8 protein-coding genes and 2 pseudogenes are annotated in these 15,723 nt (G+C 66.3%); 5 read left to right on the top strand and 5 right to left on the bottom strand.

The features are described from left to right. Positions 1–54: 54 nt before the first annotated feature. On the bottom strand, positions 55–498 hold the full coding sequence (locus OHA98_RS13355) for an SRPBCC family protein (protein ID WP_266925501.1): 444 nt from the start codon (positions 496–498) through the stop codon (positions 55–57). A gap of 149 nt (positions 499–647) precedes the next feature. Here OHA98_RS13355 and OHA98_RS13350 point away from each other — a divergent pair. Further along, positions 648–872: pseudogene (locus OHA98_RS13350) on the top strand (radical SAM protein); the annotation flags it as partial. A 625-nt stretch (positions 873–1,497) separates the two neighbouring features. Here the strand turns inward: OHA98_RS13350 and OHA98_RS13345 are convergent. Together OHA98_RS13345 and OHA98_RS13340 are read right to left on the bottom strand one after the other, a co-directional pair. Continuing rightward, entirely contained in the window at positions 1,498–2,910 is a 1,413-nt protein-coding gene (locus OHA98_RS13345) for a recombinase family protein (RefSeq protein WP_266925499.1), read from the bottom strand. After that, complete coding sequence (locus OHA98_RS13340) at positions 2,897–3,175, bottom strand: hypothetical protein (protein WP_266925497.1); 279 nt, start codon at positions 3,173–3,175, stop codon at positions 2,897–2,899. Before OHA98_RS13340 ends, OHA98_RS13345 begins: the two co-directional genes overlap by 14 nt. A gap of 100 nt (positions 3,176–3,275) precedes the next feature. Here OHA98_RS13340 and OHA98_RS13335 point away from each other — a divergent pair, with 100 nt between their 5' ends. Both OHA98_RS13335 and OHA98_RS13330 read left to right on the top strand, forming a co-directional pair. Continuing rightward, on the top strand, positions 3,276–4,532 hold the full coding sequence (locus OHA98_RS13335; RefSeq protein ID WP_266925495.1) for a helix-turn-helix domain-containing protein: 1,257 nt from the start codon (positions 3,276–3,278) through the stop codon (positions 4,530–4,532). Between the two features lie 44 nt (positions 4,533–4,576). Continuing rightward, positions 4,577–5,032: pseudogene (locus OHA98_RS13330) on the top strand (transposase); the annotation flags it as partial. Between the two features lie 224 nt (positions 5,033–5,256). On the opposite strand, the gene OHA98_RS13325 reads toward OHA98_RS13330, so the two are convergent. Further along, positions 5,257–6,090: a glycoside hydrolase domain-containing protein gene (locus OHA98_RS13325; RefSeq protein WP_266925493.1), complete on the bottom strand. Its 834-nt coding sequence runs from the start codon at positions 6,088–6,090 to the stop codon at positions 5,257–5,259. A gap of 1,186 nt (positions 6,091–7,276) precedes the next feature. Between OHA98_RS13325 and OHA98_RS13320 the strand changes: the two genes are divergently transcribed. Continuing rightward, positions 7,277–8,128: an IS5 family transposase gene (locus OHA98_RS13320; protein WP_266925491.1), complete on the top strand. Its 852-nt coding sequence runs from the start codon at positions 7,277–7,279 to the stop codon at positions 8,126–8,128. A 71-nt stretch (positions 8,129–8,199) separates the two neighbouring features. Here the strand turns inward: OHA98_RS13320 and OHA98_RS13315 are convergent, their stop codons facing one another. Further along, complete coding sequence (locus OHA98_RS13315; protein ID WP_266925489.1) at positions 8,200–8,706, bottom strand: hypothetical protein; 507 nt, start codon at positions 8,704–8,706, stop codon at positions 8,200–8,202. A gap of 801 nt (positions 8,707–9,507) precedes the next feature. Between OHA98_RS13315 and OHA98_RS13310 the strand changes: the two genes are divergently transcribed. Then, a complete protein-coding gene (locus OHA98_RS13310) occupies positions 9,508–15,666 on the top strand; it encodes an RHS repeat-associated core domain-containing protein (RefSeq protein ID WP_266927905.1) in 6,159 nt (2,052 codons plus the stop codon). The last annotated feature ends 57 nt before the right edge of the window (positions 15,667–15,723 follow it).

Raw genomic sequence — 15,723 nt, 5'->3', positions numbered from 1 at the left:
GCCGTCGAGCGTGCGGCCGGGCCGGACGTGGTGCCGGCCGGGCCGCGTCGGTGCCTACTTCTCGACCTCGTTGGCGAGGTTCTGGAGCAGTTCGTCGTAGATGCGGCCGAGGCCCTTGGGCGCGAAGGTCTTCTCGAAGAATCCGCCGATGCCGCCCGCGCCGTTCCAGACGGTCGAGACGACGGCCCGGGACGTGCCCTCACCGGCCGGGGTGACGGTCCAGGTGGTGACCATGGAGGAGTTGCGGTCCTTCTCGATGAGCTGCCCGTCGGTCGGCTCGGAGACCTCCAGCAGACAGTCGCGGACCCGCTTGCTGGTGGCCTGGAGCTTCCAGTGGACGAGGGTGCCCTCGCCGTCGCCGCCCTCGCGCACCTCGTACTCGCTGAAGTGGCCGGTCAGCACCTTGCCCCGGACCTCCTGGTAGTCGGCCAGCGCATCGAACACCGTCTCTGCGTCCGCCGCGATGATCCGCTCTGTCGTGGCCTCGACCTGCGCCATGGCTGTTCCTCCAGCACTCGGTTGTTCGGGGGGTGAGCTGAGCCAACCACCTCGGGTGCGGCCCCTCAAAATCGGGGTCCGCGTGCCGCCCCGCACGATCAAGGGAACAAGTGTTCTATTCTGTGCCCAGCTCTACCGAGGAGGCGTCCATGCGCTGGGACAATCTGGTCGAGAACGGCACGATGACCGGGAACAGCGCGCTCTTCGCCGCGGACGCGGTGACCACGCGCACGTTCGACACCCCCGAATTCAGGGGGATCACCTTTCATGAGATCCGGGCCCGTTCGATCGTGAACCGGGTGCCCGGGGCATCCCGGATGCCGTTCGAATGGACGGTGAACCCGTACCGGGGCTGCACCCATGCCTGCTTGTACTTCACTGCATGACCCTATTGAGCCCGGGAGGGCCGATGCTCAGCACTCCGAAAGCGGACAGGGCCTGGAAAGTCATGACAAAGTCATTCCCGGCTCCGGAGGCGCCAGGCCAGCATGCCGCCCCGAGCGAGGCGGAGAGGACGGCTTACACCGTGCTGCTGCGTGAACCGACTGCGCGCTCAGGCGGCGCCGACGCGAGTCAGTGGCTGCTGCTGCGCGACCGCACAGCGAAGCGCCTGTAACGACGCACCAGCAGCAGCCACTTCGGGAACACGTCAGTCGCCCAAGACGCCGTCGAGGCAGTCCTGCACCGGCCTGTACGGGCCGGTGCCGAACCAGCCCACGGACCATCGCCCCGCGAGCCCCGGACAGCCCCTGCGGCTCCCGTGATGCTCACCGCGGCGCCTCCGTGTGGACGCTCAGGTCAGCGTTGGCCGCCTGTGTCGTCGTGCTCTTCGTCGACTGGGGGGGCCGCCGGTCGCCCCCGGGGTTCTCGCTACAGATGACCGCGGAGGATGCTTCTCGGAAGTCGCACCTGAGCCGCTGTTCTGACGGCGCATCATATCGCGGGAAGGCCGGGTGACCGGCCCTCCCACCCGCAGATACGTCGGCGTCGCCGGCGGGGTCAGCCCATCCCCGGGAGCGGCTCGATCCGTACCGATCGCGGATCGAACGGCGCCCTGCCCGGACGGCCGGGCAGGAGCGTTACCGTGGCCAGCGTTACGACGACCGCGCGCTGCCGGTCCAGCGTCAGATCCTTCCAGGCCTTGGTGGGATCTTCGGCGGTCACGATGTCCACCAGGATGCGCGACCGCTGCGGGTGCGCCATCTGCGTCTCGACGTCAGCCAGCCGGGCCTTGATCCTACGGGTAGCGGCCTTGAATTCGGCGGCGTCCGCATCGTCGTCATCCGCGAACTCGTCGGTCAGGGAGCTGATCCGGGACCGCAGGGCAACGGCCTTCGCCCGCAGCTCCTCCGTCCCCGGTGCGCTCTCGTCGACGAGGAGATCGACGGCGTCGGGGCGCGACAAGCGCCGGATCACGTACTCCTCGACGGTGAGGTCGATCGGTTCCGTACCGCGCGCCAGGTGCTTTGTCGTCCGGCACCGGTACAGCGGCGTCGTGATGCCCCGCGTGCCTTTCGGGCCGCCCCGCGACCCGGACGTTACGGTCGTCCCGTCGTCGCAGACACCGCACCGGGCGATCCCTGACAGCAGCCACCGCCTTCCCGGTCCCGGGCTCGTCGCCCGGCTCTCGTCCTCAAGGACGTGCTTCGCCTCCCGCCATATGGCCTCGTCCACGATGACCGGCCACTTCCCCGGGTGCAGCTCGCCGCGGTACTGACGCAGCCCTGCGTAGCGCTCGTTCAGGAGTACGCCGCGGATGGCGTTGTATGACCAGGGTTTGCCGTTGCGGTTGAGGATGCCCCGCCCGTTGAGTCCGGCGGCCATGCCGGAGAGGGGCGCTCCGGCGAGCAGAGCGTGAAAGCAGTCCTTGACCTCGGCGGCCTCGTCTTCGACGAGTTCCGTGCCGTCTGCGGTGTAACCGAAGCAACGCGGCCCGCTCGGCGGCAGGCCGCGCTCGACGCGCTGGCGCATCTCCCGCTGCTCCCGCTCCGACATCTGCTCGACCTCGAACGTGTCGACCTCGCCGAGAAGGCCGGCGAGGAGGCGGCCAGCGGCCGTCGTGAGATCTAGCTCGGGTCCCTTGACGCACAGCACGGACACCTCGTGCTTGCGGAGAATCTCAATTCCCTCGGCCCGTTCGCGCCGGTTCCTCCAGAGCCGGCCGAGCATGTAGACGATGATGACGTCGACTTCGTCGCGCTGTGCGGCAGCCATGAGCAGCTCGTACTGGGGGCGGTGCTTGCCGTGGGTGGCCGACTTGTCGTTGTCCCGGAAGCGGCGCCCCTGCAGGGGGATTCCGCGCCGTTCGGCCAACTCTGCGGTGTCCTCGCCTTGACGGATGACACCGTCTTCGTCGCCATCATCCGCCTTGCTGATGCGCTCGTATGACGCACCCTTACTAAACGGGGTCATAGATTGAAGTATAGGTACAGGTCGGGGCATCCAGGGTGCGCCCGCCCCACCCCCAGAACTCCGTGCCCGGCTCCACCTGGACGTCCGGGGCCTTCGCGGCGTGCGCGTGGTGGGCGCGCATGCTCCGTTCGGTGTACGGGTCAAGGGGGGCGAGTACCTCGGTGATCGCCAGCAACTGGGTAGCGACCGCGTCGGGTTGGGCGACGGCGCTGGCCGCCTCCTTCCAGAGTGGCGCACCGGAGGCGGCGAAAGGGACGTTTGTCACCCCTCGGCAGGACGCGACGGCGAGGATGCACGCCTGTGCGGGGACGCGACGAGGCCGGGCTGACGGCTGCTGTACGCGCTCGATGCCTACACTCAGGCGCATGAGCTTCACAGCACTCCATCGCGCCGTCGGAGCGACACCAGGCCCACTGACCGACGATCTCCTCGACGCGGCCGTTGCTGCTGGTACGACGGAGGCAAACGACCTGGATTGGAAAGGCAAGCTGCCTCCGGCGAAGGGGCTGACGCAAACAGACTTCCCCAAGGACGTCGCAGCGATAGCGAACAGCGGCGGTGGCCTGATCGTCTACGGCGTGGAAGAGTCGCAGAAGGCAGCGACCGGGCGCGTCGACGCCGGCGAGTTCGATGAGACCTACGAACGGACGCTGCGCAGCGCCGCAATCACCGCCATCTCCCCGCCCGTGTTCGGCCTGAACGTGCACCGTCTCGAAGGTGGCGGCAAGCGGGCCATCGCCGTGGAAGTCCCCGCAAGCATCGATGGACCCCACCTGATCTACAGGAACGACTACTTCGGCGCGCCCATCCGGAATGACTCCGACACCGTGTGGATGAAGGAACGGCAGATCGAAGCCATGTACCGCGCCCGGTTCGAGGAACGCCGACACGCGAGCGAGGCGCTGGACGCACTGTTCAGTGAAGCGTCCGCTGAACGGGACTCCGACACGCGCGCCTGGCTGATAGCGGTCGCCCACCCCCGCATCCCGCGCTTCCGTGACCGGACGACACGCGACATGGCACGCTATGTGCTGTCCGAAACGGTGCCCCTGGCTCTGACCTACGCCTCGCGGAATGGCGGCGTGCACCCCCTGGAGAACGTCGACCGGAATAGCCCCCGCCCAGGTTTGCGCCGCTGGGTTGCCGTCAGCATGGCCATAGGCGATCGCTCGTCCTGGAAAGAAGCCTGGATGAGCATCCACCATGACGGCTCGGTCACCCTCGCCGCTGTGGTCGGCGGGCACCGCAAGAGCCACGACACCTACTTCGAGGGCTGGGAAGTCGCCTCCTCCGCCATCGAGTGCGCCATCGCGGATGTCATGGCACTCCTCCGCACCACTGCGGAAGTAACCGACAACGAGGAGTACGACGTTCGTGTAGGGATCGAATGGGCCGGCCAGGAACCGCTCACGATCCTCACTACGGATAATTTCGGGCGTACTTATGACGGCGCCTCAACCCCGCTGCATCGCTACACGCCTGTTGAGACCACTGTGAACGCGATGGAGCCCCCATTGGACTACCACTGGCACGTTCACGACCTCGCTCAAGACTGCGTGAATCAGGGCGGCATCTCGAACGTGCAGGTTATCCAGCCCCCGGCCCGCAGCGACCCGCAGTAGCCGGGCCAGCATTGGGCTCCGCAGGATCAGCCGTCCGATGGTGTCTGCGGGCGGGGAACAGCTTCCGGCATGCGGCCCGCCAGGACTGGGACAAGATCGCCAAGGTGCTCAAGCCCGTCTACACGGCACCGAACGAGGCCGCCGCGACCGAGCGGTTCAGCGAGTTCCAGGAAGCCTGGGGCAAGAAGTACCCGGCGGTCATCCGGCTCTGGGAGAACGCCTGGGCCGAGTTCGTTCCCTTCCTCTCCTTCGACGTCGAGATCCGCAAGGTCATCTGCTCGACGAACGCGATCGAGTCCGTCAACGCCCGCATCCGCAAGGCCGTCCGGGCCCGCGGGCACTCCCCCAACGAAGCCGCGGCCCTCAAGTGCGTCTACATGGCGCTGATGAGCCTGGACCCGACCGGCAAGGGCCGCAAGCGGTGGACCATGCGCTGGAAGGCACCGTTGAATGCCTTTCAGATCGCCTTCGAAGGCCGGCTCACCCCGGCCGCCCACTGACCCCTTACAAGAACTGGATCAGCCCTCTACTGGACACACCCCCTCACGGAGACAGCCCCGGCGGTCGTGCGGACTGCCGGGGCCGCTGCTGTGGACCGGTCGCCGACTGACCGCGGGCTCTCGACCCGCCCATCCTCAGCCCCCGGCATGAAAACGGTCCGCCGGCTCTGTCGGCGGACCGTCACGAGACTTTGAAGCGGGGTCGTACTTTTCCGGTCGACTACTCAGCCGATGATGGCGACCGGTGCGTCCCAGGAGTTGCGGTCGATGGTGATGGTGTGACCGCCGCGGGTTTCCTTGCTGTTGGCCTTGTACTGGTGACCGCGGCTGTGGTCGGTGTACAGCTTCGGGTTCCAAGGCCAGTCCTTGGTGGTGGTCTCCTGCCCGTTCCACAGGGCGTACCAGAGGTTGCCTGGTAGGTCCGTACGGTCCTTGGCGGTTGCGATCGCCTTGGCGCTTGAGCTGCTGAAGCCGTAGAGGCCAGCGCGGTAGGTCTTGGCGCGGAGCGTTCTAGTAAAGGACCGCACGTAGGTGAGGGTTGCGTCGTTGCAGGCCTTGTCGGCGGTGTCGTAGGACTCCATGTTGAGGTAGATGGGGCTTCCGGCCTTGATGCCGAGCGCTGAGGCTTTGGAGATCGCGTCGTTGGCGTTGTTCGCCCCGACCGAGGCCGCGGAGGCCGCGGTGAACCTCTCCTTGTTTGCGCTCTTCTGGCAGGGCGGTTGGGCGCCGACGTAGAGGGGGATGACGCGCCAGCCGCTCGTGTCGACCGATTTCACCCAAGACTTGGTCAGGTTGGGCTGCGTGCAGCCGCGGTTCTTACCACCGACGTAGACCGCGACTCCGCCGTAGTACGCGTCCTTCTTCCAGGCCTTCATCGCAGTGAGCGAGGGCGCTGTACAAGCGTCGAACGCGCGGCCCGTGTAGGTCTTCTGCGTCGGCCACGCCGGGGCGGCTATCGAGCTCTGCGCTGCGAACCCAGCACCACCTATGACGACGACGGCACTTGTCACAGCCAAGGCGATGTAGCGGTTCTTTCTGGACAACCGGTGCTTCGGCATTCCCCACCCCGATACGACGGCGTAGACCCCACCCCAGATAGTTTGGGGGGGCCAATTCCGGCTCAGTCTTGCAGATCGCACGGTCATCATTTCCCACAGCCGGATGCGGTGATGCCGTCGTCACAGTTCTTCCAGGTTTGTCCAGCCGGCTACTGAGGTTGAACGCATTGAGTCGTAGGTGCTGACAGCTCGTCGCCCGTGCGGTGGCACCGGAGCATGCGGTATCCACCAGTGGCGGGCCGCCCCTGCAACCGCGGAGATCCGGCGGGCGCGTTCCAGCAAGGTCTTGCCGACCATGTGTCCATCCACCACGGTGACGGAAGCCACCTGCGCAAACACCGCCCGGGCCGTCTCGCGCTCGCTCGCGGTCAGCGGTGGACCGCTCCTGCCAGTCGCCCACACCGGGGATCTTCTTCTCGATCTTGCCGGTGTTCGGGTGGATGGCGCCGTCAGCTTCGAGGGCCGATGCCTCGCCATACGGACCGCGGGCCAGGCCGATCTCCATACCGGCCCCCGTGTGCAAGGCTCTCGATCAGCTGCCGCGTCTTTCGGTCCAAGGCCGCGCCGCGCATTCCTGTGATCATGCCTTTACGGGGTGCATCGGAGATCCCGTCTTCTAGCGCAAGGTTGCAGCGACGGCAGGAAGCCGCCGTCACACCTCGGGCCCTGAAGGCTCAACCTGCCGCAGGAAGTACACGCACCTGGACTCGGAAATCGACCCGGCCCATGAAACACCGAAAGACCCCGCGGTCATGCACAGGCCCCCGGCCGTCCGCGCGGCCGGGGGCAGATTGTCACTGGCCGACCGAAGCCGAAGCTGACCGCCCCATCCGTCGCTTTGGGCGGCGTCATGCGCCAGCTGTGAAACCTCGGAGGTGCACTGGGGAGCAACGGCTCGCGAGACGCGGGTGGTGTCCATGGGGGCCTCCCATTACGCTGCGCGGTCGGGGAGGCACCCCTTCGCGGCGTCAGGCTGTCTAGGTGGTGTTAGGGCGGCGGCGCTTGAGGCCGAAAATGACTCCGGCACCGGCGAGGATCGCGATGCCACCGATGGTGGCGATGACGGGGAGGTTAAGAGCGACCGGCAAATGGTGGGCGGGGCTGCCCAGCCGGGCCCGAACGCAAGGCAGGCACGAGCCTGAGTGATCATGGAGTTCTTGACGCTCAGTGATCACCCGGAGGGCTCGTGCCTGCGGTCCCATCATGCCTTTTGGAACCCTTGTGGGACCAATTCGCCTCTCTGCTGCCCGTGCGGAACGAATACGCCGAGAGCCATCCGCTGGGTTGTCACCGGCGACGGGTTCCAGACCGGACCGTCTTCAAGTACATCGTGCTCGCGCTGGTCCACGGCTCCGGCTACGAGCGGATCGCTGGCGCCGGATGCTCCGACCGAACGATCCGACGCCGCGTCAAACAGTGGGCTGAACTGGGGATATCCGAGAAGGTCCATGCCCTCGCACTCGAGGCCTACGACCGCATGATCGGCCTCGGGCTGAGCGAGATCTCGGTGGACGGCTGCATCACCAAGGCCCCGTCCGGCGGTGACAAGGCCGGGCGGTCACCGGTGGACCGGGGCAAGCAGGGGCTGAAACGCTCCGTCGCCTCCGATGCCTGTGGTGTCCCGCTCGGGATCGTCTCCGACGGGGCCAACCGGCACGATTCACCCTTGCTCGGCCCCACCCTGGACGCGGCGCAGGCGCAGGTCGGCGCGATGCCGGAGACCGTCAACGTCAACCTCGACCGCGGCTACGACAGCGCCAAGTCCCGTTTACTGATAGCCGAGTTGGGTTTCACGGCCGAGATCGCCCGCAAGGGAGTGCCCGCCCCGATCCAAGCCGGCAAGCGCTGGGTGGTCGAGCGCACCCACTCGTGGACGAACGACTACGGCAAGCTCCGGCGCTGCACCGAGAGGAGCGGCGAGGTCGTGGACTTCTACCTCTACCTCGCCGCCACTCTCGTCACGCTCCGCATGCTCATCCGACGCTCGACGAGCCGCTACCGCTGGGACGGCCGCCCCACCACCCGACGCCTCAAGTGATCCATTTGCCGGTCGGTCTAAGTCGGATCCCGTCTGGGCGAGGGTGCCTTCGGGGCTGATCTCGGTCCCGCCTACCGGCTTGACCGGGAGGGACTGCTGTTGGTCTCGGCGGTGTGGTGCACGACGACCGCCTTGACCACGCCGCCCGGCAGGTACCCGGGAGCCTCTGGGCTGATCGACTCGTCCGCGCCCCACTCTGCCCGCGAGGTGATGGTCGGGGTCGGCACCGAGGGCGTCGTCGTGCTCGGAGAGGGCGTCGGTGTCTGGGACGGTGCGGGGCTCCACCTGAGCGACGGGGAGGGCGAACCCGACGGTGTGCTGCTCGGCGCCGTGGTGGTGCGTGCCGACCCGCTCACCGACGGAGCTGGGCTCAGCTCGTCACTGGCCGAGGGCTCGGGAGTCCCGGTGATGCCCGGCTCGGGTGCCGCCGACTGCGACGGTGAAGGAGCCTGGCTCTCCTCCATGCTGAAGGCCGCAGGCTCTATGGCGGACACGGTTCCCTTGCCGGGGTTGACCAGGTCCAGGCGCAGTCCTGCGGGCAGCCCGGCAGACGTTTTCCCACCGGAATTGACCCTCACTTCCACCCCGTTGGACGTGCTGACCCAGGTCGGCTCGGTCCCGCCGCGCTGCTCTCGCCCTGCCCCCTGTCACCGTCCAGCCGCAGCCACGATGACCACCGGCCACTGTCAGCACTACGGGTGCGGAAGTCCACCGTCCCGGTGACTCTCACCGCCGGGAACTGCGCTGCGGCCATCCCCGCCCGCAGCGCTGCGGTGCGGGTGTCGGGCTTCACTGGACCGGGCTTGGCGTCCGCTGAGGTACTTCCCGCAGGACTGCCGGTCGCCGAGTGGAACACCAGCACCCCGGATATGCCCGCCGCCACGACAACAGGTATACCCCCTGCGATTCTTCGCCGCTTCACGCAGCCCCGCCCCTTCAACTGATCCGGCCGCACCCAAAAGCAGCAGAGGCCAAATGCCCGCGCACGGCGCGCACCCGAGGGGACCGCGCATCCTCCACACGATCTTCTCGTGCGTGCCCCCCCGGGCTGATGTGACCCTGCGCGAGCATCCGCGAGCAAACGTAGAGGGAAAGGCTCATCCTACTGAAAGCGCATGAGATGAAAGTCACTTCACATTCAGGAACTCCGAAGTCGATCTTGACGTCCTTGTCTCAGTTACCCGTCTTTTATTCCCCGGTAGCTTCACACCTGCGTCACATGGGTGATGTAGATGTGTTTACGAGACTGAGGAATCATGACGATGCATAGACCTGCGCCGGAGGGGCGCGGGCGGCCTTGGTCCGGGGGAAGCCTGCGCTACGTAGCGGGAAGTCTTGCCCTGGCCCTGTCCGTCACGCTGCTCGATGGCACCGTCGCGATGGCTACCGAACGTGAGTCACCTGCAGTACCCGCAGCACCGGACAAGTCGACGGCCGTCACGCAGGCCCCGGACATTCCGTCTGCCCGCGTCGCCGCCCGGCTGTCGGGCAAGCGGGTCGAGGCGCTGTCAGAGCGTATGGAGACCTCCTCGACCTGGGCGAACAAGGACGGTTCGCTCACAACCGAGTTGACGGCCGGTCCAGTCCGCTTCGAGGACCCTGTGACCGGGAAGTGGCGCGATGTCGATTTGGACCTGGTCGCCGTGGCTGGCGGCGGGGTTGAGCCCAAGGCTCACCCTGAGGGGCTGAAACTGGCGGGCAAGACCGGTGCACCGGCCGCCTCGCTGAAGGCGGCGCAGGCGGTCAAGGCCGCCGATCTGGTGACCCTCGGCGAGGGCGACGAGCAGATCACCCTCCAGTGGAAGGGTGGACTGCCCGCCCCGAAGCTGGACGGGAACCGGGCTGAGTACATCAATGCGGTTCCCGGTGCGGATGTCGTGGTCGAGGCGACGCGTACCGGGTTCGACCAGTACGTCGAGATCAAGCAGAAGCCCACGACGGACGGTTACACCTACACGCTGCCACTGAGGGCCAAGGGCCTGAAGGCCCAGCAGCAGGCCGACGGCAGCGTGGTGTTCACGGACAAGAGGAACAAGAAGACTGCGGTGATGCCCGCGCCGGTGATGTGGGATTCCACCGTCGACGAGGCATCCGGTGAGCACACCCGCCGCGTGCCCGTGGCGATGAAGGTCGTGAAGAGGGGGACGTCCATCGACCTGGTCGTCACCCCTGATGCGGAGTTCCTCGCCGACCCGGCCACCGTGTATCCGGTGATCGTCGACCCGTCCACGTCGGCGCTCTCCAACGTTTTCGACACCTACGTTCAGCAGGGCGAGACTCGTGACTGGTCCACGGATGTCGAGCTCGACCTGGGCAACCCGGGCACCACGAACGCCGACGGCACCTTCCGTACCGCCCGGTCGTTCATCTCCTGGAACACCGCTCCGATCTCCGACGCGCTGGTGACGGACGCGAAGCTGTCCCTGTGGAACTTCCACTCCGGCAACTACACCGGCTCTTCGTGTCCCATCCAGCCGTGGGAGGTGTGGTCCGCCGGGGCCGCATCGACCTCGTCGCGATGGGCAGCGCCGAATCAGCCGGCGTGGACCGCGAAGAAGGCCACCTCCTCAGAAACCCGAGGACACGCGTCCTGCTCGGCCCAGCCCGACGGCTGGATCAACGCTAACGTGACCACGCTGGCGCAGGAGTGGGCCTCGGCCAAGGCCACCCGTGGCCACATGGGCCTGCGTGCTACGGACGAGAGCGTCACGGGGCAGTGGAAGCGGGTCAACTCCGCCAACGCCGTCTCCAACCCGCCCAAGCTGGTGGTCACGTACAACTACCGGCCTCGCACCGGCACCAAGCAGGAAGCCGGCCCCCCGTACTTCTCGTACGGCGGCGCCTACACCGTCAACACTGTGACACCGACGCTGCGCGACACCTTCGTCGATCCCAACGGTGACAAGGTCAACGGCACCTTCCAGATCTTCGACAACGTCACCAACACCCAGGTCGGCGAGGTCATCGTCTCCCCGTACGTGTCCTCCGGGCAGGTCGCCTCGGTGAAGGTCCCTACCGGTGTGCTGACCAACGGCAAGACGTACAAGTTCCGCACCTCACCGTACGACGGGGCTCACTACAACGTCGGCTGGTCGGCGTGGAAAAACTTCACCGTTGACACCACCACCCCCTCCGCCCCGACGAAGATCATCTCCACGGACTACCCGTCTGCTTCGTGGGTCAAGGGAGCGGGTCAAGCGGGAACCTTCACCGTCACCCCGCCCGCCTCGGACCACAATTGGCTGGAGTGGTCGCTGGATGGCACGACCTGGACCAAAGCAGCCACCAACGGCGCAGTCGGCGATAAGGCCCTTTCGATCAAGCCGCCCAAGGACGGCAGCCACACCCTGCAGGTCCGCAGTGTGGACAAGGCTGACAACAAGTCCGAGCCTCTCGAGTACGACTTCCATGCCGGTCCCGGGGGCTTCATCCAGCCGTCGGAGGGAGAGAGCACGGCCCGTCGTCTGCCGCTAATCGCCGAGGCGGACGGCAGCAAGTACAACGTTGTGTCCTTCTCCTGGCGCCGATCGGAGGCGGACCCGTGGGTGAAGATCCCCGCCGGGGACGTCACGTCCAGCGGCACCGCGCTCACCGCATGGCCGGTGCCACTAACCGGCGGCAAGAACAGCGGCCTGGTATGGAACGCCACCGACACCGTCGACCCCGACGGCACAGTGCAGATCAAGGCCGACTTCACAGGGCCCAGCAGCGCCGCCGGCAGCACGCAGCCACTGACGTTGGTCATCGACCGTAACGCCGAAGGCGCCGCCACCAACGAGATAGGTCCCGGCAGCCTCAATCTTCTGACCGGTGACTACTCCCTGACCGCGACCGACGCGTCCGGACTGGGTCTGTCACTCGCGCGTACGGCATCCTCGCGTGCACCCGATGCAGCCACCCGCCAGGACGGTCAGGCGCCGATCTTCGGCAAGGAGTGGGTATCCGGTATCGAGGCCGAGGTCACCGAGTCCGGCTACAGTCACATCCGCAAGATCTCCGACACCGCCGTGGACGTGGTCACCATCGACGGTGATTCCACTCACTTCACGGCCAACGCGGCCAAGAACGGCTGGGTTCCTGAGCCGGGCTCGGAAGCTCTGATCCTGACCGGCAGCGTCACGGGCAACTTCACCCTCAACGACACGGCAGGCACGATCACCGACTTCGCCAAGCCCGCCGGCGCGAGCACCTGGCAGGTCAGCAGCACCCGCAACAACGGCCAGGAGGACTCGACCACAAGTATGGAGTCCGAGACCGTCGCAGTGGACGGCAAGCAACTGGCCCGCCCGAAGAAGGTATTCGCCCCGACCTCTGGGGCCACTTTGGCAGTCTGCAAGGCCGATCCGGCCACCAAGGGTTGCCGCCTGATGGAGTTCGTCTACGCCAGCACTACGACCGCCACCGCCAGTACTCTGGGAGACGTCGCGGGGCAGGTCAAGGAGATTCGTCTGTGGTCGACAGCCTCCGGAGCGGCTAACGCCACATCAAAGGCAGTGCAGACGTATCTGTATGACGACAACGGCCGTCTGCGGCAGGCATGGCACCCACAGGTCAGCCCGTCGCTCAAGACCGAGTACAACTACGATAGTGCCGGCCGGGTCACCAAGATCACACCACCTGGTGAGCTGCCCTGGACGTTTACCTACGGCAAGGTGGGCAGCGGCGCGACTGCGGCCGACGGCATGCTGCTGTCCGCCGCACGCAGCGGACTTAAGCAGGGCACAGTCGATGTGCAGGAAGGCACGGCGGCCACCTCGGTGGTCTATGACGTCCCCCTGACCGGTACCAAAGCCCCGTTCCAGATGGGCGCCACAGATGTCCGGAAGTGGGGTCAGCTCGACGCTCCGACAGACGCCACCGCGATCCTCCCGCCTGACGTGGTGCCCTCGTCCCACGCTGGTGGCAGCCTGACCACGGCCGACTACCGAAGGGCCAGCGTACACTACCTCGGCGTCTCCGGCGAGGAGAGCAACAACGCCGCTCCTGGCGGCCACATCACCACGATTGAAGGTGACCGGTTCGGTAACACGGTCCGCCAGCTCTCCGCCTCCAACCGAGCCATCGCTCTGGGCCTCACCGCAGCTGACCGCGCGGCTCAGGCCGAGCTCGGCATAGCAGCACTGGCCAGCGACGAGCGTGCGGATCTGCTTTCGACCCGCTGGGTGTTCGATGACAAGGGTGCGCGAGAGCTGGAAGAACTCGGCCCTCTTCACCGCATCGACCTCACAGCAGATCTGAAGTCCGGCTCGACCACTCTCGCAGCCGCCGGATCCCCAGTGACCGCAAGGAGCTGGACGAAGAACGAGTTCGACGCCGGTCGGCCCACCGACGGCACGGCGGTGATCAAGGATCAGCTCACCACATCCACCACGGGCGCACAGGTGCGTGAGCACTCGACGGTGCAGGGTGAGCAGCGAGCCGTGCAGACCGTCTATGACTGGACCAAGGGGGTCAACACCCAGACCGTCCAGGACCCTGGAGGTTCGGCCATCACCGAGACCGCCCAGTACGACGCCCAAGGCCGGGTGACCAAGCAACTCCAACCCGGCGCCACTGGCACCGATGCAGGATCCCGTATCACCAAATACTGGTCCGCGACCGGAACCGGAACCTGCGCCGGTCGACCCGAATGGGCAGACCTGCCCTGCCAGACAAGCGCGGGCGGTGCGATCACTGGTGGAGGCTCGAACCCCACCGGACTGCCCACCAACACAACCGAGTACGACTGGTGGGGTAACCCCAACAAGGTCACCACAAGTGCCAATGGGGTCACCCGAACCGCCACCACGACCTACGACGGTGCGGGACGCCCGAGCAAGGTCACGGTGACCGGCGGCCTGGGCCAGGCCCTGCCAGAGACAACGACCGAGTACGACTCCACTTCCGGCAAGCCGGTCAAGACCGTGTCGATGACCGGGGGCACCATCTTCAGGAAGTACGACCAACTCGGCCGACAGGTCTCCTACACCGACGCAGACAACGGCACCACAACCATCGAGTACGACCTGCTCGATCGGCCCGTCAAGGTCACCGATGGCGCCCCCTCCACCACTGCCTACACCTACGACACGAACACCGACCCGCGAGGACTCACCTCCAAGGTCACCGACTCGATAGCTGGAAGCTTCCAGGCCACCTACGACTCGGACGGCAGCGTCAGCAGCGAAACACTGCCCGGCGGGTACACACTCACCCAAGGCCGGGACACCACCGGTGCCCTGGTCGAGCGGACGTACACGCGGGACAGCGACTCGGCCCTCGTCTACTCCGACAACGTGACCGAATCCGTGCACGGCCAGGTCACCTCACATGCTGGTTGGTCCGACCAGACCTACGCCTACGACAACGCGGGCCGGCTCAGCACTGTGCAAGACACAACCGACACCATTTGCACCCGACGCAGCTACGCCTACGACACCCGCAGCAACCGCAAGTCTCTGACCACTGCAGTCGCTGGCCCCGGCGCCGACTGCCCGACTTCTGGAGGCACTGCAGCCAACCACACCTACGACAGCGCTGACCGCCTTGTCGACACCGGGTACACCTACGACGCGTTGGGCCGCACCACAGCAGAGCCCGGTAGCACGCTCAGCTACTACGTTAACGACCTGATCCACCAGCAGTCCGCCGGCACCAAGCGACAGACGTGGCAGCTTGACGCCGCACAGAGACTGCGGTCCTGGAAGGTCGAGACCGGTAGCGGCACAAGCTGGACCCAGACCGCCGCAAAGGTGAACCATTACGGTGACGACGGCGACAGCCCTCGATGGATCGTCGAGGACACCGTCACCGGAGCCGTCACTCGCAACGTCACCTCCGCCACAGGCAGCCTCGGTGCCACCACGAGCAAGACGGGTGACACAGTTCTACAGCTGAGCACCATCCACGGTGACGTTGCCTTGCTGCTGCCACTGGACACCACGAAGGCGTCGGTAGCGCTCGACCACGATGAATTCGGTAATCCTCGCACTGGACAATCATCCGCCCGCTACGGATGGCTTGGCAGCAAGCAGCGTTCCACGGAGACGGTGACGGGCGACGTGCTGATGGGCGTACGCCTGTATAACCCGTCGACCGGACGATTCCTGCAGTCGGACCCCGTGTACGGCGGCTCGGCGACGGCCTACGACTACGTCAACCAGGATCCGGTCAACAGCTACGACCTCAACGGGCAGCGACGCTGGGTGCGCAAGTGCGGCACCGATTGGGGCTGGAGGGGGTACTCCTTCTGGTGCAAGTTCTACGTCACCCGTTACCACACGGAGATCCTCAAGGACGACATCAGCACCATGGGGGCTGCGGGCGCAGCCGTCGCCGAGGCGTACATGTGCTCCAAGCTCATACACCCCGTGGCTGCCGGGGCATGCACGGCCTACGCCTGGGCTTACACCTGGTGGTCAGTCAACAACATCAACGCGGCTGTCAAGCGGGGAGGTTGTTTCACCTGGAAGTTCGGAGCCACCGTGGGCCACGGAGTCTACGGTTGGGCACGTCCCGGCAACGTGAGCAAGAAAAACAAGTACTGCAAGCGCAAGTAGCGAGTCGGTGACTTCCCAGCATTGACTTGACGGGTGCCGGTGGTGTCCACGACACCA

Origin of the sequence: Streptomyces sp. NBC_00654 (genome assembly GCF_026341775.1) — a bacterium.
In the GTDB taxonomy this organism is placed as follows: domain Bacteria; phylum Actinomycetota; class Actinomycetes; order Streptomycetales; family Streptomycetaceae; genus Streptomyces.
Note: the sequence above shows the minus strand (reverse complement) of the source record. Positions and strands in the feature narration are given on the sequence as shown.

Excerpts from the sequence above, each read along its gene's own strand:
- OHA98_RS13355 (WP_266925501.1), bottom strand. The coding sequence starts at position 498 with ATGGCGCAGGTCGAGGCCACGACAGAGCGGATCATCGCGGCGGACGCA.
- OHA98_RS13325 (WP_266925493.1), bottom strand. The coding sequence starts at position 6,090 with ATGCCGAAGCACCGGTTGTCCAGAAAGAACCGCTACATCGCCTTGGCT.
- OHA98_RS13345 (WP_266925499.1), bottom strand. The coding sequence starts at position 2,910 with ATGACCCCGTTTAGTAAGGGTGCGTCATACGAGCGCATCAGCAAGGCG.
- OHA98_RS13310 (WP_266927905.1), top strand. The coding sequence starts at position 9,508 with ATGGCTACCGAACGTGAGTCACCTGCAGTACCCGCAGCACCGGACAAG.
- OHA98_RS13335 (WP_266925495.1), top strand. The coding sequence starts at position 3,276 with ATGAGCTTCACAGCACTCCATCGCGCCGTCGGAGCGACACCAGGCCCA.